This window comes from Flagellimonas meishanensis, from assembly GCF_019880545.1.
GTDB lineage: Bacteria > Bacteroidota > Bacteroidia > Flavobacteriales > Flavobacteriaceae > Flagellimonas > Flagellimonas meishanensis.
This window is the reverse complement of record NZ_JAINVW010000001.1, coordinates 921,960-944,422: the sequence shown is the minus strand read 5'-3', so window position 1 is coordinate 944,422 and position 22,463 is coordinate 921,960. Positions and strand designations below refer to the sequence as shown.

General features: G+C 38.0%; 16 protein-coding genes and 1 tRNA gene. 7 read left to right on the top strand and 10 right to left on the bottom strand.

The window, feature by feature from the left end; all coding sequences use genetic code 11:
* Positions 1 to 2: 2 nt before the first annotated feature.
* The 3 genes from K7G75_RS04230 to K7G75_RS04220 form a co-directional block, all read right to left on the bottom strand.
* Positions 3 to 1,412 carry an MBL fold metallo-hydrolase gene (locus tag K7G75_RS04230; RefSeq protein ID WP_222982976.1) on the bottom strand — a complete coding sequence of 470 codons (1,410 nt, stop codon included), beginning with the start codon at positions 1,410 to 1,412 and terminating at the stop codon, positions 3 to 5.
* A 59-nt stretch (positions 1,413 to 1,471) separates the two neighbouring features.
* A complete protein-coding gene (locus K7G75_RS04225) occupies positions 1,472 to 3,205 on the bottom strand; it encodes a SulP family inorganic anion transporter (RefSeq protein ID WP_222982975.1) in 1,734 nt (577 codons plus the stop codon).
* 62 nt (positions 3,206 to 3,267) lie between these two features.
* On the bottom strand, positions 3,268 to 3,900 hold the full coding sequence (locus K7G75_RS04220) for a Crp/Fnr family transcriptional regulator (protein WP_222983452.1): 633 nt from the start codon (positions 3,898 to 3,900) through the stop codon (positions 3,268 to 3,270).
* A gap of 237 nt (positions 3,901 to 4,137) precedes the next feature.
* Between K7G75_RS04220 and K7G75_RS04215 the strand changes: the two genes are divergently transcribed.
* Positions 4,138 to 4,293, top strand: a complete 156-nt coding sequence (locus K7G75_RS04215; RefSeq protein ID WP_222982974.1) for a hypothetical protein — start codon at positions 4,138 to 4,140, stop codon at positions 4,291 to 4,293.
* A gap of 232 nt (positions 4,294 to 4,525) precedes the next feature.
* The gene (locus K7G75_RS04210) at positions 4,526 to 4,789 is read left to right on the top strand and encodes a hypothetical protein (protein ID WP_222982973.1); all 264 of its coding nucleotides are present in this window, start codon (positions 4,526 to 4,528) and stop codon (positions 4,787 to 4,789) included.
* Between the two features lie 2 nt (positions 4,790 to 4,791).
* Here the strand turns inward: K7G75_RS04210 and K7G75_RS04205 are convergent, their stop codons facing one another.
* From K7G75_RS04205 to K7G75_RS04190, 4 genes are read right to left on the bottom strand one after another with little or no spacing between them, the layout of a single operon-like run.
* Entirely contained in the window at positions 4,792 to 6,612 is a 1,821-nt protein-coding gene (locus tag K7G75_RS04205) for an AAA family ATPase (RefSeq protein ID WP_222982972.1), read from the bottom strand.
* Between the two features lie 3 nt (positions 6,613 to 6,615).
* A complete protein-coding gene (locus tag K7G75_RS04200) occupies positions 6,616 to 8,013 on the bottom strand; it encodes a GmrSD restriction endonuclease domain-containing protein (protein ID WP_222982971.1) in 1,398 nt (465 codons plus the stop codon).
* A 4-nt stretch (positions 8,014 to 8,017) separates the two neighbouring features.
* Positions 8,018 to 11,542: an Eco57I restriction-modification methylase domain-containing protein gene (locus tag K7G75_RS04195; protein ID WP_222982970.1), complete on the bottom strand. Its 3,525-nt coding sequence runs from the start codon at positions 11,540 to 11,542 to the stop codon at positions 8,018 to 8,020.
* Positions 11,543 to 11,544: 2 nt separating this feature from the next.
* Positions 11,545 to 14,787, bottom strand: coding sequence for a helicase-related protein (locus tag K7G75_RS04190; protein WP_222982969.1), 3,243 nt, complete (start codon positions 14,785 to 14,787; stop codon positions 11,545 to 11,547).
* 229 nt (positions 14,788 to 15,016) lie between these two features.
* Here K7G75_RS04190 and K7G75_RS04185 point away from each other — a divergent pair, with 229 nt between their 5' ends.
* Positions 15,017 to 15,805, top strand: a complete 789-nt coding sequence (locus K7G75_RS04185; RefSeq protein ID WP_222982968.1) for a MerR family transcriptional regulator — start codon at positions 15,017 to 15,019, stop codon at positions 15,803 to 15,805.
* A gap of 221 nt (positions 15,806 to 16,026) precedes the next feature.
* The gene (locus K7G75_RS04180; RefSeq protein WP_222982967.1) at positions 16,027 to 17,559 is read left to right on the top strand and encodes a recombinase family protein; all 1,533 of its coding nucleotides are present in this window, start codon (positions 16,027 to 16,029) and stop codon (positions 17,557 to 17,559) included.
* Here the strand turns inward: K7G75_RS04180 and K7G75_RS04175 are convergent.
* The 3 genes from K7G75_RS04175 to K7G75_RS04165 form a co-directional block, all read right to left on the bottom strand.
* Positions 17,525 to 17,598 (bottom strand) — tRNA-Asn (locus K7G75_RS04175). The two genes, K7G75_RS04180 and K7G75_RS04175, sit on opposite strands and share 35 nt — an antisense overlap.
* A gap of 62 nt (positions 17,599 to 17,660) precedes the next feature.
* Complete coding sequence (rseP, locus tag K7G75_RS04170; protein WP_222982966.1) at positions 17,661 to 18,977, bottom strand: RIP metalloprotease RseP; 1,317 nt, start codon at positions 18,975 to 18,977, stop codon at positions 17,661 to 17,663.
* A gap of 17 nt (positions 18,978 to 18,994) precedes the next feature.
* Positions 18,995 to 19,135 (bottom strand): hypothetical protein, encoded by a 141-nt coding sequence (locus K7G75_RS04165; RefSeq protein ID WP_222982965.1) that lies wholly within the window; start codon positions 19,133 to 19,135, stop codon positions 18,995 to 18,997.
* On the opposite strand from K7G75_RS04165, the gene K7G75_RS04160 reads away from it, so the two are divergent.
* The 3 genes from K7G75_RS04160 to feoB all read left to right on the top strand — a co-directional run bounded on the left by K7G75_RS04160 (position 19,134) and on the right by feoB (position 22,369).
* Positions 19,134 to 19,808, top strand: coding sequence for an SCO family protein (locus K7G75_RS04160; protein ID WP_222982964.1), 675 nt, complete (start codon positions 19,134 to 19,136; stop codon positions 19,806 to 19,808). The genes K7G75_RS04165 and K7G75_RS04160 overlap by 2 nt on opposite strands.
* Before the next feature lie 84 nt (positions 19,809 to 19,892).
* Positions 19,893 to 20,135 (top strand): FeoA family protein, encoded by a 243-nt coding sequence (locus tag K7G75_RS04155; protein WP_222982963.1) that lies wholly within the window; start codon positions 19,893 to 19,895, stop codon positions 20,133 to 20,135.
* Positions 20,132 to 22,369, top strand: a complete 2,238-nt coding sequence (feoB, locus tag K7G75_RS04150) for a ferrous iron transport protein B (protein ID WP_222982962.1) — start codon at positions 20,132 to 20,134, stop codon at positions 22,367 to 22,369. Before K7G75_RS04155 ends, feoB begins: the two co-directional genes overlap by 4 nt.
* Positions 22,370 to 22,463 lie beyond the last annotated feature (94 nt).

Genomic DNA, 22,463 nt, shown 5'->3' with positions numbered 1-22,463 from the left:
ATTTATTTCAGTGTTGTGGGGCATACATAATCCGTAACCGGAATACCAACTTCTTTGATTGCCTTGAATCCCCCGGCGACATCCACCAAGTTGTGGATTCCCCTACTTTTGAGAATGGATGCGGCAATCATACTGCGATAGCCCCCTGCGCAATGCACATAAAAGGTTTCTTTCTCTGGAAATTCGGATAAATGGTCATTGATATAGTCCAATGGGGCCAGCTTGGCATCTTCCACGTGTTCGGCCAAGTACTCGGGTTCTTTTCTAACATCAAACACTTGAACTTTATGTTCCAATCGGCTCTTGAATTCTCCGGCATTGATGCTTTCCACGGTATCCACTTCCTTATTGGCCTTTTTCCAGGCCTCGATGCCTCCGTCCAAATAGCCAATAGTGCCATCAAACCCAACTCTGGAAAGTCTGGTTATGGCTTCCTCTTCCCTGCCCTTAGGGGCGATCAAAAGTATGGGCTGTTTTACATCGGCGATCAGTGAGCCTACCCATGGGGCAAAACTTCCTCCCAACCCGATGAAAATAGACCTTGGTACGTGTCCTTTGGCAAAATCATCCTGGTGTCTCACATCCAGGACCACAGCCCCTGTTTCATTGGCCGCCACCTCAAAGGCATCCGGACCAAGGGCCTGGGTACCTCTTTCCAATACGGCGTCTATATCTTCGTAGCCCTCTCGATTCATTTTTACGTTCAGTGGGAAATACTGTGGTGGTGGCAGCAGCCCTTCCGTCACTTCTTTGATGAACTCTGCCTTGGTCATATCGGCACGAAGTGCGTAGTTCATCTTTTTCTGATTGCCCAGGGTATCCACGGTTTCCTTCATCATGTTCTTTCCACAGGCGGATCCGGCCCCATGTGCAGGGTATACGATAACGTCATCTGCCAATGGCATGATCTTGTTCCGAAGGCTGTCATATAATGTGCCTGCCAGCTCTTCTTGGGTCATGTCAGCGGCTTTTTGTGCCAAATCGGGCCGGCCCACATCACCCAGGAAAAGGGTATCCCCACTAAAGATTGCGTGGTCTTTTCCCGTTTCATCCCTTAAAAGATACGTAGTGCTTTCCATGGTGTGCCCTGGTGTGTGCAATACCTTGATGGTAACCTTCCCCAACTGGAACTCCTGCCCATCCTCGGCAATAATGGCCTCATAGGATGGATTGGCATTGGGTCCATAGATGATGGGTGCCCCGGTCTCCTTTGAAAGCGTTACGTGCCCACTTACAAAATCGGCATGGAAATGCGTCTCAAAAATATACTTGATGGTTGCCTTGTTATCCGCAGCCTTTTTGATGTAGGGCTGTACCTCGCGCAATGGGTCAATTATGGCCACCTCTCCCTCGCTTTCAATATAATAGGCTCCCTGGGCCAAACATCCTGTGTATATCTGTTCAATTTTCATCTTTCCTTAATTTTTTTTTCAAAGATAGCACAGCCAAAAGCTTTGCTCGGTCACCAAAGTTACAAAGTCCTATTTTTGGCCTGAAGGGACACTTTTTTTTGAATACTGCTTCTTTCTTTGTGATCAGAACAGCAATCCACAGCCTCAAAGGTCTGTACAAAAAGATTTTGCGCTCCCAAAATATGAATTAGTCCACTGCTGTGTAGAATGTCCCTTGTGGGTCCAATGGCCCCGGCGACCAGAAGTTCAATGCCCTTTTCCCTTAGATCCATGATCAACCGCTCCAACATCACAGTGGCAGTGCTGTCTATATAGTTTATGGCCTCGGCATTCAGGATCACATACCGGAGTTCAGGGCCCTTTTTGGCTATTTCTTTGTAGAGCTCTTTTTTGAAGTAATCCTTGTTGCCAAAGTAGAGTTGGGCATCGAACCTCAAAATCAACTTGTCCCTGTCCACTTCAACGTCCTCAGCGAACCGATTTATGTTCTTAAAGTAATTGGTGCCCTTGATCCGTCCCAAAATGGCAATGTGGGGCTTGGAGCTTCGATAGACCAACAGCAAAAGGGACAACAGCGCACCAAGCACGATTCCCTCAATCAATCCGATGAACAGTGTCATTATAAAGGTGGCGATCAACAAGAAGAATTCATCCTTTCTGTTCTTAAAAAGCTGAATGGGGTATGCTATGTCTATCAACCCAAAAACCGATACCATGATAATCGCTCCCAAAACGGCATTGGGCAAGTTATGGAACAATGGGGTCAAGAATAACAGGACTATGGCTATGAACACGGAGCTGAAAACCAATGACATGGCCGTTTTTGCGCCAGCCTCTTCATTTATTGCCGTTCTGGAAAAGCTTCCTGATACGGGAAATGATTGAAAAAAAGACCCTAGAAGGTTGGAGAGTCCCAAAGCCCGTAATTCTTGGTTGGCATCAAGTTCATATTCCGGATGTTTTTCCTCGACCGTCTTTGCTATGGAGATGGACTCCATAAATCCAAAGAGGGCTACCGTCATGGCCAGCGGAACGAGCTGTCCGAGCAAATCGGTTCGTATCGGGGGTACATGAAATGCAGGCAATCCCTTGGGGACATCCCCTACAATTTGGATGCCCACGTCATCCAATTGAAACAGTGTAACGGCCAAAATTCCCACGATGACCACCAATAGGGCTGTAGGTATTTTCTTATGTATCTTTCTCAAAATGAGTATCACCATCACGCTTGCAAGGCCCATGATGAGCGTCTGGGGATTTATATCTCCCATATTTCCGAAAAGATTGCCCACTAGCTGATGGATCTTACTGGATTGGGATAGCTCCACTCCCAAAACATGTTTGAGTTGACCCAAGCCTATAACAATGGCTGCTGCGGAAGTGAACCCGCTGATCACCGGCTTGGAAAGAAAATTAATGAAGAAGCCCATTTTCAGAAATCCCAGCAGGAGCTGAAGGCCACCTATCAACAAGGTCAAAAAGAGCACCACCGAAACATATTCCGTGATCCCACTCAATTGCAAAGCCCCAATACCGGCAGCCACTAAAAGGGAGTCCAGGGCAACGGGTCCCACACCCAATTGCCTGGATGTACCTGTAAGGGCATAGACACACTGCGGTACCAAGGCGGCGTAAAGTCCATATATTGGAGGCATGCCCGCAATCATGGCGTATGCCATTCCCTGAGGTACCAGCATGACCCCCAAAGTTGCGCCTGCAACAAGGTCGCCATATAGGGAGGTCCTATTATAGTTGACTATCCAAGTCGTAAACGGGAAAAACCTTTTGAGCATGCAAGGGTTTTTTACAAAAATAGGGTTCCTATTGTGATTTCAGTGTAACCATGGGCACATACTTACAGGTCCAGAATCTGGATATGGTTTCTGTGCAATTTCAATTTTTTCATGTTCTCCAATTTTTTGAGCAGCCTAGAGATCACCACCCGGGAGGTATGAAGGTCATACGCAATTTCTTGGTGGGTGTTTCGGATAAGGTTGTCGTTGGTTACCTGCATTTTTCGTTTTAGATACTCCACCAATCGTTGATCCAGATTCTTAAAAGCGATACTGTCCACGGTCTGCAATAACTCGTTCAGTTTGTTGTGATAGCTTTCCAGAACAAACTTTCGCCATCCCTTGTACTTGCCCATCCACTCCTCCATCTTTTGGACCGGTACCATCACCAACCTGGAATCTGTCTCGGCAATTGCCCTTATCTCACTCTTGGTGTGTCCCATACAACATGCCATGGTAACGGAGCACGTATCACCTTCCTCCAAATAATACAGCAGTAATTCATCCCCCTCATCATCCTCTCGGAGCACCTTTATTGCCCCGGATAGCAGCAGAGGTATGGACCTAATGTAATTACCAATGTCCATAAGGATTTCGCCCTCCTTCACCTCTATAAATTTTCCAATGGACGCGATTTCCTCTACCAGTTCCATTTCAAACTGATCATTGAATGTTGTGTACAACTCTTCCACCATAATAAAGACTATTGCACTTCTAAGGTACTTATTTAGATCCAAAGGACGTATTGTGTTTTTCAAACCCATGTAGTGCTTCGGGCACCGGTCAAAATTGCATTCCACAAAGCGAACAAACCATTTGAAACTCCAATTTTGGAGACCATTCTGCAATACCGCAATAAGAAATATTAATACTTTTTTATGCTTGTTATCCCATTTTCCTCACTATTTTTGATGTAGCCTAAATTTGTCGATATGAAAAAAATAGTAGCTCTTTTATTCGTTATTTCTATTTTTGGATGCTCCTCAATAAAAAATACGCAAAATGTAGCCCAGAACAAGGATGGAAAACACATTTTGCCACCCAACACGGCATCCAATAAATATTCAAAAATCAGACAGGGAGGATAAGCGATAAAAATCAGCCCTAAAAAAAAGCAAAAGCCTTTCGATTATACGAAAGGCTTTTTTGTTTTGCTCCCCCAACTGTTCTATTCTCGAACCAGTTCTTAGAGGATACCCGTAAACTCTACACATTAAGTGTTTCAATAGATAATGCAAGGTATAATGATCTAAATGAATCTGCATTACAGTATCCCACATTATAATTGAACATACTATAGTAGTAAAGAAATAGTATAAAATGCCATTCGAAAAAGGACATAAGAAAATAGGAGGCAGGAAGAAAGGAACTCCAAATAGATATTCTGATGAGATGAGATTTGTATTGAAGAACATCTTTTCAGATGAGCTTGATAAACTTCCGGAACTTTTAAATAAACTATCTACAGAAAAAAGAATTGAGGCTATAATAAAACTGGCTCCTTTTGTTTTGCCTAAAATTAAACCAGTTTCAATGGAAAAAGATGAACCAGAAAAAATAATTGATTTGGACTGGCGAATCTAAAATTAAATCATCAACTGAGTCAAATTCTTACCCTCACAACTCATTGCATTCTTTAAATCAGATACCGTTATCAACGGTTGACCCTGCTCATCGTAAGTCCTATTTATAGAGACTATTATTTTATCTAGCTTATATGGGCTTCTTTTAAGTATATCAAGCCTTTTTGACTTGGTATATGCTGCTGGTGGATTTCCAGTCATTTTTGCATAGTTTACGCCTAACCTTTCCCAGTTAAGAAAAATGAACTCCGGAATGGTGAAAGTAATGGTACCATCATTATCTATCTTATATACATTATTTGCTAAAATAACTTCTGCGACGTATGAAATAGCTGGTAAATTAATATTGAATATTTGATTTTTTTCAATCACCAATAATTTTGAGGGAAGTTTGATTTTTTTTAAATCATCAATAACCTTAAAGGCTTCATCTATATCATTCTTATAGATAGGACTTTGGATATCATCGTGGGACATTGGATTTAATAAAATAGTTTTATAGACCTTTAGTCCATCAATTAATTTTTCAGGTATATCCACATCAACCTCTTTGTAATAGAGCTTAAGCCTATTTATTAATGTTTCCAAACTAGGAGGTTTCAAAAGCCCTTTTACATCTTCACTTACAGAATATGTTTCAGGGAGTTTATCTTTTAAGGTCTTCTCTAGTTCTTTTCGTAAAGAGTTTGCAGCAGCTGGATAGTCATAACTATTCTTATATATCTCTGCCTTTTGAATATCTGTTTTTACGTCATCATTAATTTCAGGTCCATTAACGCCCTTGTAAAATTCAAGAAACTTCCAATCACTTAATTGTACCTTTGCCACCTCGTACCAATGTCTGTCATAGGTGGTCACAAAAATCTGAAAATCTCTAAATTCAGGCCCTTTTAATAGTTGAATTAATTTCAATCGATTTTCGTTATCCAATCCAATTAAAATATCATCCAAGAAGAGAATTTTAATATCTTTAGAGAATCGAGATTGGCTTACAATTGTACCTAAGAAAATACCAATTGCAATCGCTGATAACTTTGCTTCGTTGAGGGAGAAATGAGGTCGATGAGAGTCTAAAGATATACCGCCACTAGTTATCTGTAATGCAATTTTAGGCTTTGAAATTTTGCCTTTGTTATCTACATTTATTCTATGACGTAAAAAATTTATTTCAAGGTCTGGGAATAATTTGGCTAATATATTATTTACAGCTGGTCCCAAATAATCACTACCACCTGTGAAAAATAAACGGTCTAGTGCGTTATTGAATCTAATAGCTCTTTCTTCCATGGCGATTCTTTTTTGACGAGCATGATAATATTTACCTTGGCCATATGGTATTTTACTTTCGTTTACAACATCATTCCATAGTTCTATTAATTCAATTCCACCAGTTACTGTTTGTGACCTAAAATGTCTTAAAACCCCTTCAACAACCAAATCGAAAATATTAAGTTCATTATCCAACTTAAAATTATGTACCCCCAAAAGATGTTTATAAGTAAGAAAGCTTTTTAATCTATTTGCATCCGTGATACTAGTAATCGCAGTATTCTTGGAAGATTCATTTAAAAAATATGAGTTGCCATTATCAAATCCTACCTCAACAGAACAGTCTGTGTTCCCATCATTGAGAAATAGATTGCGCAAGTCTGCCATTTTAATTGTCTCTACACTAGATTGAAAAAAATCTTTGAGAGCATAATAAACAGAACTTTTACCACTACCATTTTCACCGTAAATAAAGACATTTTTACCACCAACAGCGATAGTTTCTGAACGCTGAAAAGCTTTGTATTTATTAATGGTAATGTTTTGGATTTTCATGGCTTAAATCACTTTTGCACCTTTAGATTGATTATGGTGTGCACATAATAATTCTGCATTTTCTAAAGTAGTCTGTCCTCCTTTGGCATGTGGAATAACATGGTCTGCTTGATAATTAGACCAGCTTACTCTTGCCTCTTTTTCAGGCTTACCTTCTCTCAGACATTCTTGACATAGCCCTTTTCCTTTTCGGTAAATTATAATTCTTTGTAACTCTGAAAACACTCTATTTTCATCTTTCTCCTTTATTTCAAAATCGTTGTCACGTAAGTATTCGAAAAAGACTTGACGCATTATTCTGTCCCTTGCTTCCAAATCATTTTCTCCTTGCTGTCTGCGGTTACTAAATGTGAGCATATCTGTATCTTCAGCTTCTTCGTAGGTCTTCCAACGTGTATGAAAAGCATAAATAAATTCTCTAACCACATTCTTAGTTTCTTCATCTAGAACGTAATGCATTCTTAAATGTCGGATAAGCATATAACATGATATAATGAAGTATTCGACCGAAAACTCCCTAATTCCGTTTGATTCATCTAACATCGGGTCATCTTTAAAAATGTCATAGAACGTTTTTAAGTTTTTCCGAACAGCAATTGCTTCATGGGTATTCTCATAAGAATAATCACCAATGCCATTGGTTGTTTTAGAATCTTCAATGAATTCAGTTATTTTTTTATCACTTAAATCCGCATATCCACCATTTTTTTCAATTAATAGGAACCTTGCCATAAATTGAAGATGTTTCATTCTGTCATTATCTACGTTTAATAATTCGAAGAAGGGCATCTTATCAGGGTTGCTATCTACAGGTTCATATTTATCATAATCAAATGTCAGGTCATCCGCATATTTTACTATAAAGTTTCTGGTTAAGCTTGACAATTGTGCATGGGCAACCTCCATATAGTTTAGGGTTTCTCCTTGTTGCAAACGCCAAAATATTTCAGTTGCAATGATTTGATGTTCTACATGTTGTGGTTCATCGATATTCTTAATTACGTCTGCTTGGTATTTTAAAGACTTATCTATAAACTTGCGAACATCTGTTCCCAAATCTTTGTAGTATTTTCCAGCTAAGTCATTACTGAGGTCTGCTAAACTTTTTGGCAGCTTGTATTTATTATCAAAAAAATCTTGAACTGTTGTTATCCGTTGCTGACCATCAACTATTTCAAATACAGTAGTACTATCATCCAATCTTACCTCCCGAACTACTAATTTCGGTATGTAATATCTTCGAAACAAACTATCCATAAGTGCTTGTTTTTTCTTTTGTTTCCATACAGCCTTCCTTTGATATGGCGGTCTAGTAACATAGTCTTCGCTGTAGTCAAAAAAATCTTTGATGCTGATTTCTTTAGGGGTAATTATATACTCTGATTTAGGATTAAATGCCATTCAATTATTGTTTTTTTGCTTCTTTAATAATTCTTACTTCCTCTATACTTTCAATAGTTTCAATGGCATACCGAATAGGATGGTCTGGATGATATAATCTTTGGTATTCATTTTGTATAATGCTTAACTTTTCTTCATCGCTCATTTTGTCATTAATTGGTTTAAGGTCTACAAGGTGATTCAATATGGTTTTACTCGCTAATTGAAACTCTTCAGCAAATAATATTTCATAAACGAGTGCGTCAATTAATAATTCATAATAATTAGAGATAGCACTCTCCTTTGATTTGTCTTTGTATAAGCCTTTATAAAAAGTTAAGTAATGAACTAAGAGTTCAACAGCAAATAAATATTCCTGTCTAGGTAATGGAATAGGTAAATTTGCTAAAAAAGCCTTTTTATAACGATACTTACCAACAAGTTCCCCACCTGCAAAAAAGAGTCTAAATATAGTAGTTATCGGTTCCGAATTAAGAAAAGCAATAAGCCATTTCAAATTTTGCCCAGTAATTAAGAACGCACTAGCTTCAGGGTAGAATTCTTTTGTGTCATAGTAGAATTGAGGTTCAGAAACTATCTCTGAGAATATTATTTTGTCCTTTGCAAATTCAGTCCAATAAGAAGTTGAATCCTGTAATTCAAACCACTGATGTTTCGTTTTTTTCCTCGATTTAACTTTATCCCCATTATCATCGATATATGTAATCCCATTTTGTTCTAATTTTCTTCTATCAAATGACAAGAGATAATTTTTTATACTGGGATATTCATTTATATCTATATTAACCGTTGGAAATGTGCCAATTACATAAAGATTCTTATAATTACAATAATATTTTCGAGTATCTCTACCTCTAAGTATAGGGTGTAATATTTCTTTTGATTTTGAATCGGTTAATACAAGGTTCTCTTTTGTTTCCTCATCAATAATGAAAGCTGAATTGAAGCCAGTTAAAATTCCTCTTCTAAAATTAATTTTCCAGTCACTCAATTTTGTTCCGATAGATGTCAGTCGACTTTTGATTCTGATAAGTCTAGGGTTGGAGATAGACCATACATCTTCATTTAGATAGTCTAAATGAATGAAGTTTTCGGAAAAATAGCTTGCCAGCGATTCCAAACTGGAATTCTCAAATTGACAACCCCTAAATTCATTTTTGAATCTGTTTTTTTCAAAAAGAAGAATATTAGAATGAACTATTGCTGTCGAAAAAACCATCCGTTGTCCGAAATCTAACAACAATTTAGGGTTCGTTTCGGTCAAGAAATACTTTCTCGTTGAGGTCCCGTAATTAGCCCTTAACCATTTATTGGAAGTGATATAACAAAGATGTCCGCCTAATCTTAATATGTTATTTCCCTTTTCATAAAAAAGTTCATAAAGGTCCCCAGTAGAAGATAGGGTTTCGAACTTAAGTTTTTTGAATATTTCTTTAGTTTCTTTGTCAAATTTCTGAATTTGTACATAAGGTGGATTACCTATAACAATGTCAAATCCACCTTTTTCTTTCCAAACCTCGGAGAAAAATAGTTGATAATCAAAATCGATTGAATAACCTTCGAAATCTTCAGCCGTTTGTAAAACGGTATGAATCTTTTCATTTATACGACTGCGCAAAAATCTTTTTTCTTCCTCGTTAGTTTCATTATAAAATTGCTTCTTTAATTCTTCTAACTCATCTTTTAGCGTTGGATATCTATCCGCCCCTTGCTCTGGTAACCCAATAATTGAATTACCACAAACAATCTTATAATCAAGGTTAGGTAGCGTTTCAATAGGCTCTAAATCATCCTCATCGACTACTAGTGATAACCATAGCCTCAAACGTGCTATGTCAATCGCAGAACGGTCTATATCAACCCCATAAATACTTTTTTGAATAATGTGTTTTTTAAGACGATATACATAGCGACTTTCATTTATACTTTCTCTTTCATGAAAATCAAATTCAATTAATTTATGGTCTAAATAAGAATAACTTAAATGTGGTTTTAATACCAAATGAGCGGTTACCAATTCATGTAATAAGCCAACTGGAAAAGCTCCTGAACCAATGGCAGGGTCACAAATTCGTATTTCAGTTAATTTCGCATCGATAACATCGGCATTCCTTCGTACACTCTCAGGTAATAGATATTTATACGTTCGGGTTTCTCCTCTCTCCGCAACTCTAACATCATTCTCTAGAGCTAAATGACCTTCTCTTATATACTGTTCAATATCATCTTTGGGCACCCTTGCTATATCATCTTTATTCAAGACATTATCTAAATAATGAATCAGGCTTTCCTGACACATATAATGGACTATTTCACGAGGGGTATAGAACGCTCCTTTACTTTTACGCTCTTTAATCTCCAACATATTTTCAAAGACTTTCCCCAGCATTTCTGGGTCAACCGCTACTTCTTTGTCGAGTGGTTCGTCTTCCTTTATGGTAAAATTATAGCGGTCGAAAACATCCAAAATACCTGTACCTACATCACCAGATTTATTTTTTTCATCGTTTCTGAAAAGGCCCATTGGGATTGAGAAACTGATGTTTTCCCAGTCATAGGGCGCTTCAAAAAGACCACCATTTAAAAATGGGATACGACAATTAAATCTTGGATAAAACGAATTGTTATTGTCACGCTCTTTCGCTAGTGCTTCATAGAAAAGGTATTGTAAGTATCCATTATAGAAGTTCTGACCATTCTCTTGTGCTTTTACAAATAACTTCTGAACAAAGTGCTTGTCACCAGCACCCCATCTTTCATTTTTAGGTACTCCAAGCCAACCCTTTTTCTGCAAAAAATATAAGAATACAATTTGCCCTAACAGCTTTTTCGTGAATCCAGATGCATCTATTTGACCATCATGAAATATTGGTAGATTTTCATTCTCAAAATACTCATAGACTTTTATATAGAGGCTTTTGTATTGTTCAAAGAATTCGTCTGTAACCCGTTCAATACTAAAGGCTTTTTTTAATTCTGAAATGGTTGGGTTATTAGAAATATTTTGTAATAGTGGTAGAAGTTGAGCTTTTGCTGTATATGATTTTTCGTATTTCCCTACTAAAAAAGAGTATCGCTTCGCTGGTGTAAACTCTTTGCGCATTTTTACCTTTTGCTTTTCTTCATCCAAATAGGATTGGTATTCCATTTTGATGAAAGAAAAACGCCAATCATAACCATCATCTTCCTTTGAGTAGAAAGCCACTAATGCATAATCTTTCTCAAAATTGTTGAGGTGTTTAATGACGAAGTTTCTTAAAGCCGTGCGTGCTCTTTCTAGTTTGGATACATTTTTTACCTGTACAATGAGCACATCCAATGGTTCACCTTCTGGGTCAATATATTTACCTATTCGTTTATAATAGCTTACATGGTCACGTTGGTCTTCCCAAATTGTATTCCCGCTTGCTTTGTATGGTTTTATCTCAAAATCGTTTAATAAGTTTTGAATGAAGTTGGTGAATTGTGCTTCATCAAATGCAGAATTAAAGGTTTTATCAATAAGGTTAATAGCCGAATTTCTATCCATAACTAACTTTTGGTAATATATCCTGAGAGGATGACTTCTCTTTTCTGGAACTTATTATTGTTTTGGTTGTTAATACCCATTTGAATACGTCCATATTTTCTTAAAACTTGAAGGACATGTAGTGGCTCAATGACTTTCTCTAATTCTTTCTTTACAATTTGAGCGGTTTTTTTTGCCATTTTTCCCTCTTTGAGAGTAGCTTTAACTGCCTCTATAAATTCCTCGTCTAATTCTGTGAAGCCTTTGAAGTTTTTAAAGAGCTTATCTTTTATGATTCGGTCTTCAATGTATTTAGCATTAGAACGACCTCTATTACCACCTGTTTCTTCTTTTATGGTAGTATCTAGAGTGAATTTGGCTCGGTTAGTTTGCAACATTTCAAAATAGTTGCTAGGTACTTTAGCTCGTGCTGTTTTGGGGTGGCATTCTAATTCTTGTACAGCATCAAAGAATGTTGCTTCGGTGGATTTACCACCCTGAAAACGGTAGAATTTTTTAAGCTTACCTATTCTAAAAAAAGTAAGCATTTGCAAAGCCTCTAAATCATCACTTCTAAACCCACTCCGTGCTTTTTTTGGCAATGTTTTAATACGTTCAAATAAGTCAGGGTTTTTGTCTCGTATTTCCCTTATGATTTCCAAATACTTTAATTCTGAATCTCCAACCTCATCTTCCCCAGAATAGGCTTTTTTGTTATTCAACGTATTGAACAGTTCTTGACTTCCGAACTCCTCACCATCACTTAAGTATTTAGCATCCTCACCCAAAATGTCATGAAACATTTGAATTTTATTGGTAATATTTGTCTCCAGACCCAAATGCACATCAGACTGCGTTGTAGGAAAGAAATTATAGATATATACAAAAGGAAAGGCACTACCTAATCGGTTAACACGACCTGCACGCTGCAATACTCTTGTAGGATTCCAAGGTAAATCGTAATTGATTAAAGTATTAGAGCGATGCAGGTTTATTCCCTCTGCTAGTACGTCTGTAGTGATTAGAAATCTGATTTCATCGACCTGTTCTGACTTTTTCCGATTGGGGTCGTAATTACATTGAATAATGTCTCTTGAAACTGTTTGATTGGATACTGATGTTTTATTAGTATGTCTACCACCTTTGCTCGAAAAGAATAATACTTGGTCTGGAAATTCATCCAGAAGAGCTTCGTACAAATAATCACCAGTTTCTTTGGATTCAGTGAAGATGACAAGCTTTTTATTTTTCAGTGTTTTATCAGATTTCAGCTCACTTACAAACTTTTCTAACTTAGGGTCTTCATTAACCGTAGTCCACTGGTCTCTGATATATTCTAGAATTGACAGGTCCTTATTTAGTTTGGTAATAAAGTCTTTGGTGAAATCTTCAGATTTGTATTTATGAGCTTTGTCTTCACTTACTAATTCATCTAGTCTGTCAAGGTCATCGTTATCCAACAAATCGTAGACATCAACTTTTTTGCTTATGTAGATTGTACCAGATTCATACATCTTTAAAAAGTTTTCATAAGACTTAATAAACCTATCCACACTCTTTCTAAAGGCGTAGAAACTACTTTCTAATCGTTTAACTAGTATACCCTTCATAAAGCCCCCAACGTTGCGCTGCTGTTGTTTCTCGAACTCAGTAAGCTGTTTGTTGCCTATGTAGTAAAGTAAAGGTGTGTATCTGGCATATGTGAACTCTAATAGTTGCTGTATCGTAGATTTAAAAATATGCTCTAAGTCGCCTTCATATTCATACACAATTTTATTTGGGTCATTAAGTACAGGGAAAACAAGACCTTGTTTCTGCATGTCTTTTTTGAAATATGTCATCACATCATTCCGAGTTCGCCTAACCATTACATATCGTAATACATTGTTTCGAATATCATCTGATATTTCCTTTATGAGAAGCTTATACTCTGGTTCTGCCTTATCTACTTTGTTAAGACGGGTTCTCAACCCCGCAAAATACTTTTCAAGATTTGGAACACCTGGAATTGTAGAGTTCTTTGGCGATTGAAACAGTTTAAGTTGAGCAAAAATATCGCTGATGGTATTGTTAAGTGGGGTAGCTGTAACCAAAATAACTTTTTTGTTTGTGCAAATCTCCAATAAATCAGCATAGGCTTGAGTCCCTTCATTTCTGAATCTATGGGCTTCATCGACAACTATATAATCATAACGTTCTGTACCCTTTCGGATAATATGAGCTAGTTTACCCAATGATTCAACCTCGAAACTTCTGATACCGAAATCAAATAAAGAGTCTTTCCAATAATCTCTCAATACTGGAGGACAAATAACCAAGGTTTTACCCATTACTTGCTGTAACAATAAGGCTGTTATAAAAGTTTTACCCAGTCCAACCACATCAGCTAAAAAGACCCCATTGTAACGGTCTAATATTTTCTTTGCTTGAATAGCCGCTTGACTTTGATATTTTAGCTTCATGAAACCTTCAGGTAAAAATGGGTCAAACTCATCTTCTAGGTTAATATCTTCCTCTAAGTACTCGTAGATTAACTTTAAATACAGCTCATACGGTGTAATATTTTCGCTAAGCCAAGTTTTCTTTTCAATGGTATCAACGAAGTCCTCAGAAATATCTACAGATTCTGCCCATAATTTATTGAATTGGTCTTCAGCGAATAAAACATCTCTTTTACTTCTCAATTCAACATTGAATTCCCTATTAGCAATCAACCCGGATTCAGAGAAATTACTTGAGCCTGTAATAACAAAGCCATAATCTCTGTCTTCAGGTTTGAACTTACCTATGTAAACCTTTGCATGGATATTTTTTGATGGATAGGCCCTGATTTCTAATTTCTTGCCATTGCCATGATAGGCTTTGTCAATTTCAGGATTCGAACAGTCAGTCTGTAAGAATTCGATGAATTTTTCTATTCCCTCTTGAATTTTATTTTCTGGCTCCTCACTTTCTTCAATTTCTTTTAAAAGATTTTTTTCATATACCTTTTTCGTACGTTTATGAGATTCCAAATCCAACAAACCCTGTTCTTGTTGGTAGGCGATAATATCATAAGAATCCTTATCAACATTTAGACCCACTAATATTCTTATCTTCTCAAGAGCCTCAAGAGATTCATAGATTCTATGAAACCCGCTCATTCGGAAGTAACCAACCAAAATATCAAATAGTTCAGTATCTCTTAAAGTTGATTTAAATCTACTTAAAAGACTTTGGCCCTCTTCGTTAGTAAAAAAAGTTAAATCTGTCTGGTCAAATCCCATTATTTGCCTATATATTGTGTTCGGTTTTTTATTGTAAGTATTGACTGCAAAGTACAATTTATGACAGGTGAATGAAATTTTTAGATAAAAAACCTAAAACCTTTCTTTTTAAATTCTAAATAGAGAATTCTTTAAAATATTTCATGTTCTCCAATTAAAAATACACTTTAAAAAAGTTTACATTAATGTAAGTTTTATTATCTTTAAACTTTACACTAATGTAAGTTTTATGGGAAGAATTATACCCCTTGGGGGAGACGATCTTATTATTGCATATAGTAAATACTTCCATAGCGCAAGAGGTAAGGAAATCTCAAATCATTTAAATACCCCAAGAATTAAACTTTCTGAAAAAGTTAGCTCTCGGATAATTAATCATTGGGAAAGTGAAGGAATAATTGATGATAATAGAATCAATGGTAAGGGATGGCGTATCTATAGTCCAATGGAAATAATTTGGCTAGAAATAGTAAAAGACTTGAGACGGTTTAATTTGCCTTTAGCTTGTATAAAAAATCTACGATCAAGTCTAACCTTTAGTTCCGAAAAATTAGATTATTCTGTGTTCCCATTATTAGAAATGTTTGTAGTTCAAACTTTATCAAATCCGAAACCTATATATCTTGTGGTTTTATCAGATGGGAGTGGGGAAGTAAATTTCAAATGGAACATTGAGTCCACAAAAGAAATTGGATTAATTGGAAGTCATATCTCAATTAGTCTTGTCGAGAAGATTAGAAAACTATTCCCATCAATTCCGAATTCATTTACTACAAAGGAGATTGCCGTTGACGAAGCTGAAGCAGATTTACTTGTTATGCTAAGATCCGGACTCTTTAAAACCATTGTTACCAAAACAAAGGATGGGAAAATTAACAGAATTGAAGCCGAAGAAATTTTACAGAATAAAACTGTTTTCAATAAAATTTTGAATGAATATACCCATCAACGAATTGAGACAATAGTTGAGAATGGACATGTAGTAGGGTACATAAGAAAAGTAAAAACTAAATATTAAAGGCACGCAGCCTTAAAGTGCTAATGAAAATAAGCTTTGACTACTTTAAACAAAAGGGTTATAAGTGCATTTGAATTAGAAATTGATTTCAATTAAAAAATGTAAACAAATACTGAACAAAGGGACGAAAAAGTATACTGATAAGGAAATTGAAGTAATAAGAGATACTCTTTACAAATTAGGTGAAATTGATTATCAACTTTTCCTAAAATCTAATGATGATGAATGTAGCAATATACACTAGGGTTTCAACAGACGAGCAAAAGGAACATGGCTTTAGCTTGCAAGACCAAGAACGCAGACTAAGGAAAAAATGTCGAGAATTAGGCAAAAGTATAGTTGCGCATTATCAAGATGACTATTCGGCTAAGGATTTTAGACGTCCAGAATTTCATAAGCTTCTTTTGGATATAAAAAATAGAAATATATCTATAAAAGAATTGTGGTGTGTTAGAATGGACAGGTTTTCAAGAAATGTGTTTGAGTCTCTTAAAATGATTGAATACTTAAGAGGTTTGGGTGTTACTCTTCGTTTTTTAGAAAACGACATAGACTTGACAATTCCGGAGAATCTAATCGCATATATGCTCAACATGGTTATGCCCCAAGTAGAGAACGAACGTAGGGGATTAAATACCAAACAAGGGTTAAGACAAGCAATGAGATTGGGGAGGTGGGTTTGGAAAGCGCCAAAAGGCTACATAAACAATACACGTGACAAGACAATAGAAGTAACTGAGGATGCGAAATTCATTAGAAAAGCGTTTGAAGAAGTCTCTCTTAATCAAAGACCAATTGACACCATAAGGAAGGAATTGAACTTTGAAGGATTCAAATGCTCTAAACAACAGTTTTACAATCTATTACGAAATCACTTTTATATCGGCAAAATCAAAATCGATGCTTGGAAAGATGAGCCGGAGGAGATTGTTGTTGGAAATCATAAACCAATTATTTCGGAGGCTCTATTTAATAAAGTGCAACTCGTTTTGAGTGGAAATAAAAGAAGACAATCAACTCCAAATAGAACTAATGTGCTTTTTCCCCTTAGAGGTCGTCTAATTTGCAAACGGTGTGGAAATAATTTAACAGCTAGTACTTCAAAAGGCAGAAATAAGAGATATTCTTATTACCACTGTCAGAATGGTTGTAAAGAACGTTTTAGTTCTGAATTGGCCAATAATCTATTAATTAAAGAGCTTGAAAAACTATCAATAACAGAATCCTTGGCAGAGCTATATGAAGAAACAATGCGTGATATCTTCAAGAATAAAGAAAGGAGTAAAAAGAAAAAACTGGAAGGCATAAATTATAGATTGCAAAAGGAAATACTTAAAAAGGATAAACTGGATGAAGACTATCTTTCACAAGAAATCGATACAGTTCAATTCAATCGATTAACAAATAAATTGGAGTCCAGAATCTCTATCCTTAATGAAGAATTAGAGGCATGCAAAAGAAAAGAAACAAATCTTGAAAAATACTTTAGGAATGGACTTTTCTTAATTACAAATCTAGGCAAACATTATCAAGGCATGACTATAGAGGTTAAGCAACAGTTAATTGATTCGATATACCCTGAGAAATTAATTTTTACCGGTGAAAAATATCGAACCTACAAATTAAACACCTTTATAGCTTTGGTTGCCAATAATCACAGTGGATTGAAGAATGACCTAAACAAAAAAGCCGCCAAGAACGGCGGCTTGTCTAACTGGGCTCCCCCTGCTGGGCTCGAACCAGCGACCCTCTGATTAACAGTCAGATGCTCTAACCAACTGAGCTAAGGAGGAATATTTCCTTATAAGCGGGTGCAAATATAGGTGTTTCTTTAAAACACCGCAAAGAATTTTTCCTAAATGAATCTTTTGATAATATTCCAAATATCGTTTCCAAAAACCAACAACATCAATCCCATTAAAAGTATGAATCCCACAATTTGGCCTTTCTCTAACACTTTTTGACTTGGAGATCTCCCGCTTACTATTTCATACAATAAAAACATCACATGCCCGCCATCCAGAGCGGGTATAGGAAGGACATTAATAAAAGCCAACCATACTGAGAACATGGCCATGAATCCCCAGAAAAATGTCCAGTCCCATGAAGTGGGCATTAGCTCAACTATGCCGATGGGCCCCTTCACCTGTTTATATGCCCCTGTTTCAGAATTGAATATGACCTTAAACTGCCTCACTTGATCGGTCAGGACCTTGATGGTTCTTGTAAATCCTGCCGGAATTGCTTCAATAAAACCAAACTTATCTGTTGTCGTCAAATCCTGAAAATCCAATACTATTCCTATCTTACCTTCCTTTGGCACTATCAATGAAAGCTCCTCATTCTTCCCATCTCGCCTAACGGTTATGTTCAAGGATTGATTTGCTGAAGATTGGATTTTATTTCTAAACTCGTCCCAGTAATTAATTGGTGTGCGATTGACTTCCAGAATTTCATCTCCAGGTAACATTCCAGATAATTGAGCCACGGAAGAATCCGAAACAATGGCAATTCTGGGTTTGGACCTATAGGTTATGAAATTTCTTCCCTGTGTTTGAAAAACAATGCGCTTGCCTTCATCCGTTAGTGGAATAGTAACTTCATCCCCATCCCTCTCAATAGTTACTTCGTCTCCCAGTATAATGTCTAAGACTGCTTCATTGAATCTTTTTGACTCTTTACCATCTACGGCCAATATTCTGTCGCCCGTTTTCAATCCAAGCTTCTCGCCAATTGAATCTACCTCTATTCCATATTTTAAGCTTTTGGAAGGTATATAAGAATCACCATATTTGTAGAGCATAAAAGTGTATATGGCCCATGCAAGAAGAAAATTAACGGTCACTCCTCCCAACATAATAATCAATCGCTGCCACGCTGGCTTGCTGCGGAATTCCCAAGGCTTTGGTTCCTCCTTCATCTGATCGGTATCCATACTCTCGTCGATCATCCCGGCGATCTTCACATAGCCTCCCAAGGGAAGCCATCCAATGCCATACACCGTTTCCCCTATTTTTTTCTTAAAAAGGGAAAACTTTACATCAAAAAAAAGATAAAACTTTTCCACTTTGGTCTTGAACAACTTAGCCGGTATAAAATGTCCAAGTTCATGCAAAATCACCAGTACCGAGATTATCAGTACGAACATTATTATCTGTGTGAATAAATCCATCTACTACAACATCTGGTTTAAAGCTGACAAAAGTACGTTTTTAGTGCTGTTAATAAAAAGATGATTTCTGTATAACCGCGATTTAAGAAAGTTTTGGCAACAAAAACTTCACTTTTCATTGGCACAATGGCAAGACCGGTAGTAATTTTGTGGTCCATGAGGTCATTTTTTGCCAAATACAAAATGTTCGGGATGGTGCTGTTGGGGCTTTCCATTGTCATTGTCCTGTTGTTCTATGGTGCCCTGGAACCCAAGAAAGCACTTCCCATATACCAACCTTCCATGGTGGACAAGACTTTGGTGGACAGTACCTTGCACTACAAAAAGAAGTACCACACCATCGGGGATTTTGAACTTATCAACCAAAATGGGGAGACCATCACGCAAGAAAACTACAGGGACAAAATCTACGTGGCCGACTTTTTCTTTACGACCTGTCCAACTATTTGCCCAATAATGACCAAGAACATGGCGGCAATACAGCAGGTCATTTTGGACAAGCAAGATGTGCTTTTGCTTTCCCATTCCGTTACTCCAGCAATTGATTCGGTTCCCCAACTAAAGAAGTATGCCTTGGAAAAGGGTGTTTTTGACGAAAAATGGAACCTGGTAACTGGTGATAAGAAGCAGATTTACGAACTGGCCCGAAAATCGTACCTGGCGGTAAAAAATGATGGCGACGGCGGACCGTATGACATGATCCATACCGAAAATTTTATTTTGGTGGACAAAGAACGGCGTATCCGGGGCTTTTACGATGGTACCGATCAGGAAGATGTGGGGCGATTGCTCCAGGATCTTGAAGTGCTCCGTACCAGCTATCTGGAATAGGAGACCGGTTTATCCTTCTTTTAAGAGGTAGGTTTCCCTTTTTTACTTACTTTTGCTTACTTATAATCAATCTAAATAAGTGCCGTGCCCACAGTAGCAGATCTTTCCCAGGGACAACGGGGAATAATAAAGAGTTTTTCGGAAGATATGCTTCCCGTAAAGCTCATGGAATTGGGATGTTTGCCGGGAAACAGCATTGAACTGATCCAAATTGCCCCATTGAACGACCCCTTGTACATCAATTTGAGTGGGAGCCATATTGCCATACGGAGATCTTTGGCCCAGTTGATCGAGCTGGAAATTGTAGATGATAGCCAAACCCTATGAGTGAAACCATCAAAGTTGCCTTGGTTGGCAATCCCAATACTGGTAAGACCTCGGTTTTCAATCAACTTACGGGACTCAAACAAAAAGTGGGCAACTATCCCGGTATCACGGTTGAAAAAAAGGAAGGTATCTGTAAGCTTCCAAAAGGTAAAAAAGCCCACATCCTAGATCTTCCCGGCACCTACAGCCTCAACACCACCTCATTGGACGAAAGTGTTGTCGTGGAGCTGTTGCTCAACAAAAAGGACAAGGATTATCCCGACGTTGCCGTGGTTATCAGCGACGTGGAAAACCTCAAGAGAAACCTACTCCTGTTCACCCAAATCAAGGACCTGAAAATCCCAACCGTTTTGGTCATCAACATGTCTGACCGGATGTCCCGAAAAGGCATTTCCTTGGATTTGGATTTGATGGAGCAGAAGTTGGACACCAAGATTGCCCTGGTCAGTACAAGAAAAAATCAAGGTGTTGAGCGCATCAAAGAACTCATTGCGGACCATAAAAATCTCTCCACCTTACCAAATCTGAATGCTTCCCGAATCGCTCCAGAATATTTCGACCGATTACAAAAGGCCTTCCCCAAGGAAGATTTGTACAAACTATGGCTCGTGATTACCCAGGATGTGAACTTTATGCCGATCGAAAAAAAAAGGATACAAGATGCAACTTCATTCGCCACAAAATCCAAGGTGGAACTCAAAAAGCTTCAGCACAAGGAGACAGCACTGCGCTATCAGTTCATCAACAACACCTTAAGGGAAACCTACAAAGTAGATCTCCAGGCCGCCAGGGGCCTCAGGTCCTCGTTTGACAAAATCCTGACCCATAGGATCTTTGGCTATGTGATTTTTTTGGCCATCCTATTGACCATCTTTCAGGCCATTTTCGATTGGAGTACCTACCCCATGGATTTTATTGACGAGCAATTTGCCAATGCCGGGGAATGGATCAAGAATACCTTGCCTCCAGGGGTTTTTACCGATTTGTTGGCCGAGGGCATCCTTGCGGGTATCGGCGGAATCGTCATTTTTATTCCGCAGATTGCCTTTTTGTTTTTGTTCATCTCCCTTTTGGAAGAATCGGGATACATGAGCCGGGTTGTCTTCTTGATGGATCGGTTGATGCGCCCGTTCGGTCTGAGCGGCAAAAGTGTGGTGCCCCTTATCTCTGGAACGGCATGTGCCATTCCCGCCGTAATGGCTACCCGTACCATTGACAACTGGAAAGAACGGCTGATCACCATTTTGGTGACACCATTTACCACTTGCTCCGCGCGGTTGCCGGTATATCTTATCCTTATAGCCTTGGTCATTCCCAAAGGAAGAATTTTAGGATTGAGCTACCAAGCCCTTACATTGATGCTCCTATATCTCTTGGGTTTTGGTATGGCCATACTGTCCGCCATGGTACTGAACAAGATCTTGAAGATCAAGAGCAAATCCCTGTTTATGGTGGAAATGCCAACCTATCGTCTGCCACTTATGAAAAATGTGGCCCTCACCGTGCTGGAAAAAACAAAGAGCTTTGTGTTCGGTGCGGGCAAGATAATCATGGCGATTTCCATTGTGCTATGGTTCTTGGGCTCCAATGGTCACTCAGAGGAATTCAAAAATGCTGAAACCATAGTGACCCAGCGCATTGAAGAAAAGGGACTTTCCGACTACAGCAAAAACTACATTCAAAACAATATAAGCACTTACGTTCGAAGCACAAAACTTAGCGTGGTGGATCAAACCAATGCCGTTGGACTAAAATCCCTTCAGGATTCCATACAGCTTATGACCACTGAACTTCGAGAAAAAGCAAGGGCCCAAGAAATTGCCAGTTATAAATTGGAGCATTCTTATATCGGTTATATGGGAAAAGCGATAGAGCCCCTGGTAAAACCTCTGGGATACGACTGGAAAATAGGCATTGCGGTATTGACATCCTTTGCCGCCCGGGAGGTATTTGTGGGCACCTTGGCCACAATCTACAGTGTGGGCAGCGATGAGGAAGAGACCATTAAGAATAGAATGGCGGCAGAATTGGACCCCTCTGGCAAAAACCCCTTGTTCAATTTGCCAACGGGCATTTCCCTAATGCTCTTCTATGCCTTTGCCATGCAGTGCATGAGCACGCTGGCCATAGTAAAGCGGGAGACCAACTCTTGGAAATGGCCCCTGCTTCAGCTCGTATTTATGAGCACTTTTGCATATCTTGTGGCATTGACGGCATATCAAATCCTGAAGTAAATGGAAACCCTTCAGCACATATTGGTCTACATTGTTTTAGGGGTGGCGATATGTTATTTGCTCTGGAGATTTGTGCTTCCGAAATCGTTTCTGC

Excerpts from the sequence above, each read along its gene's own strand:
- K7G75_RS04230 (WP_222982976.1), bottom strand. The coding sequence starts at position 1,412 with ATGAAAATTGAACAGATATACACAGGATGTTTGGCCCAGGGAGCCTAT.
- K7G75_RS04225 (WP_222982975.1), bottom strand. The coding sequence starts at position 3,205 with ATGCTCAAAAGGTTTTTCCCGTTTACGACTTGGATAGTCAACTATAAT.
- K7G75_RS04220 (WP_222983452.1), bottom strand. The coding sequence starts at position 3,900 with ATGGTGGAAGAGTTGTACACAACATTCAATGATCAGTTTGAAATGGAA.
- K7G75_RS04215 (WP_222982974.1), top strand. The coding sequence starts at position 4,138 with ATGAAAAAAATAGTAGCTCTTTTATTCGTTATTTCTATTTTTGGATGC.
- K7G75_RS04210 (WP_222982973.1), top strand. The coding sequence starts at position 4,526 with ATGCCATTCGAAAAAGGACATAAGAAAATAGGAGGCAGGAAGAAAGGA.
- K7G75_RS04205 (WP_222982972.1), bottom strand. The coding sequence starts at position 6,612 with ATGAAAATCCAAAACATTACCATTAATAAATACAAAGCTTTTCAGCGT.
- K7G75_RS04200 (WP_222982971.1), bottom strand. The coding sequence starts at position 8,013 with ATGGCATTTAATCCTAAATCAGAGTATATAATTACCCCTAAAGAAATC.
- K7G75_RS04195 (WP_222982970.1), bottom strand. The coding sequence starts at position 11,542 with ATGGATAGAAATTCGGCTATTAACCTTATTGATAAAACCTTTAATTCT.
- K7G75_RS04190 (WP_222982969.1), bottom strand. The coding sequence starts at position 14,787 with ATGGGATTTGACCAGACAGATTTAACTTTTTTTACTAACGAAGAGGGC.
- K7G75_RS04185 (WP_222982968.1), top strand. The coding sequence starts at position 15,017 with ATGGGAAGAATTATACCCCTTGGGGGAGACGATCTTATTATTGCATAT.
- K7G75_RS04180 (WP_222982967.1), top strand. The coding sequence starts at position 16,027 with ATGAATGTAGCAATATACACTAGGGTTTCAACAGACGAGCAAAAGGAA.
- rseP (WP_222982966.1), bottom strand. The coding sequence starts at position 18,977 with ATGGATTTATTCACACAGATAATAATGTTCGTACTGATAATCTCGGTA.
- K7G75_RS04160 (WP_222982964.1), top strand. The coding sequence starts at position 19,134 with ATGAGGTCATTTTTTGCCAAATACAAAATGTTCGGGATGGTGCTGTTG.
- K7G75_RS04165 (WP_222982965.1), bottom strand. The coding sequence starts at position 19,135 with ATGGACCACAAAATTACTACCGGTCTTGCCATTGTGCCAATGAAAAGT.
- feoB (WP_222982962.1), top strand. The coding sequence starts at position 20,132 with ATGAGTGAAACCATCAAAGTTGCCTTGGTTGGCAATCCCAATACTGGT.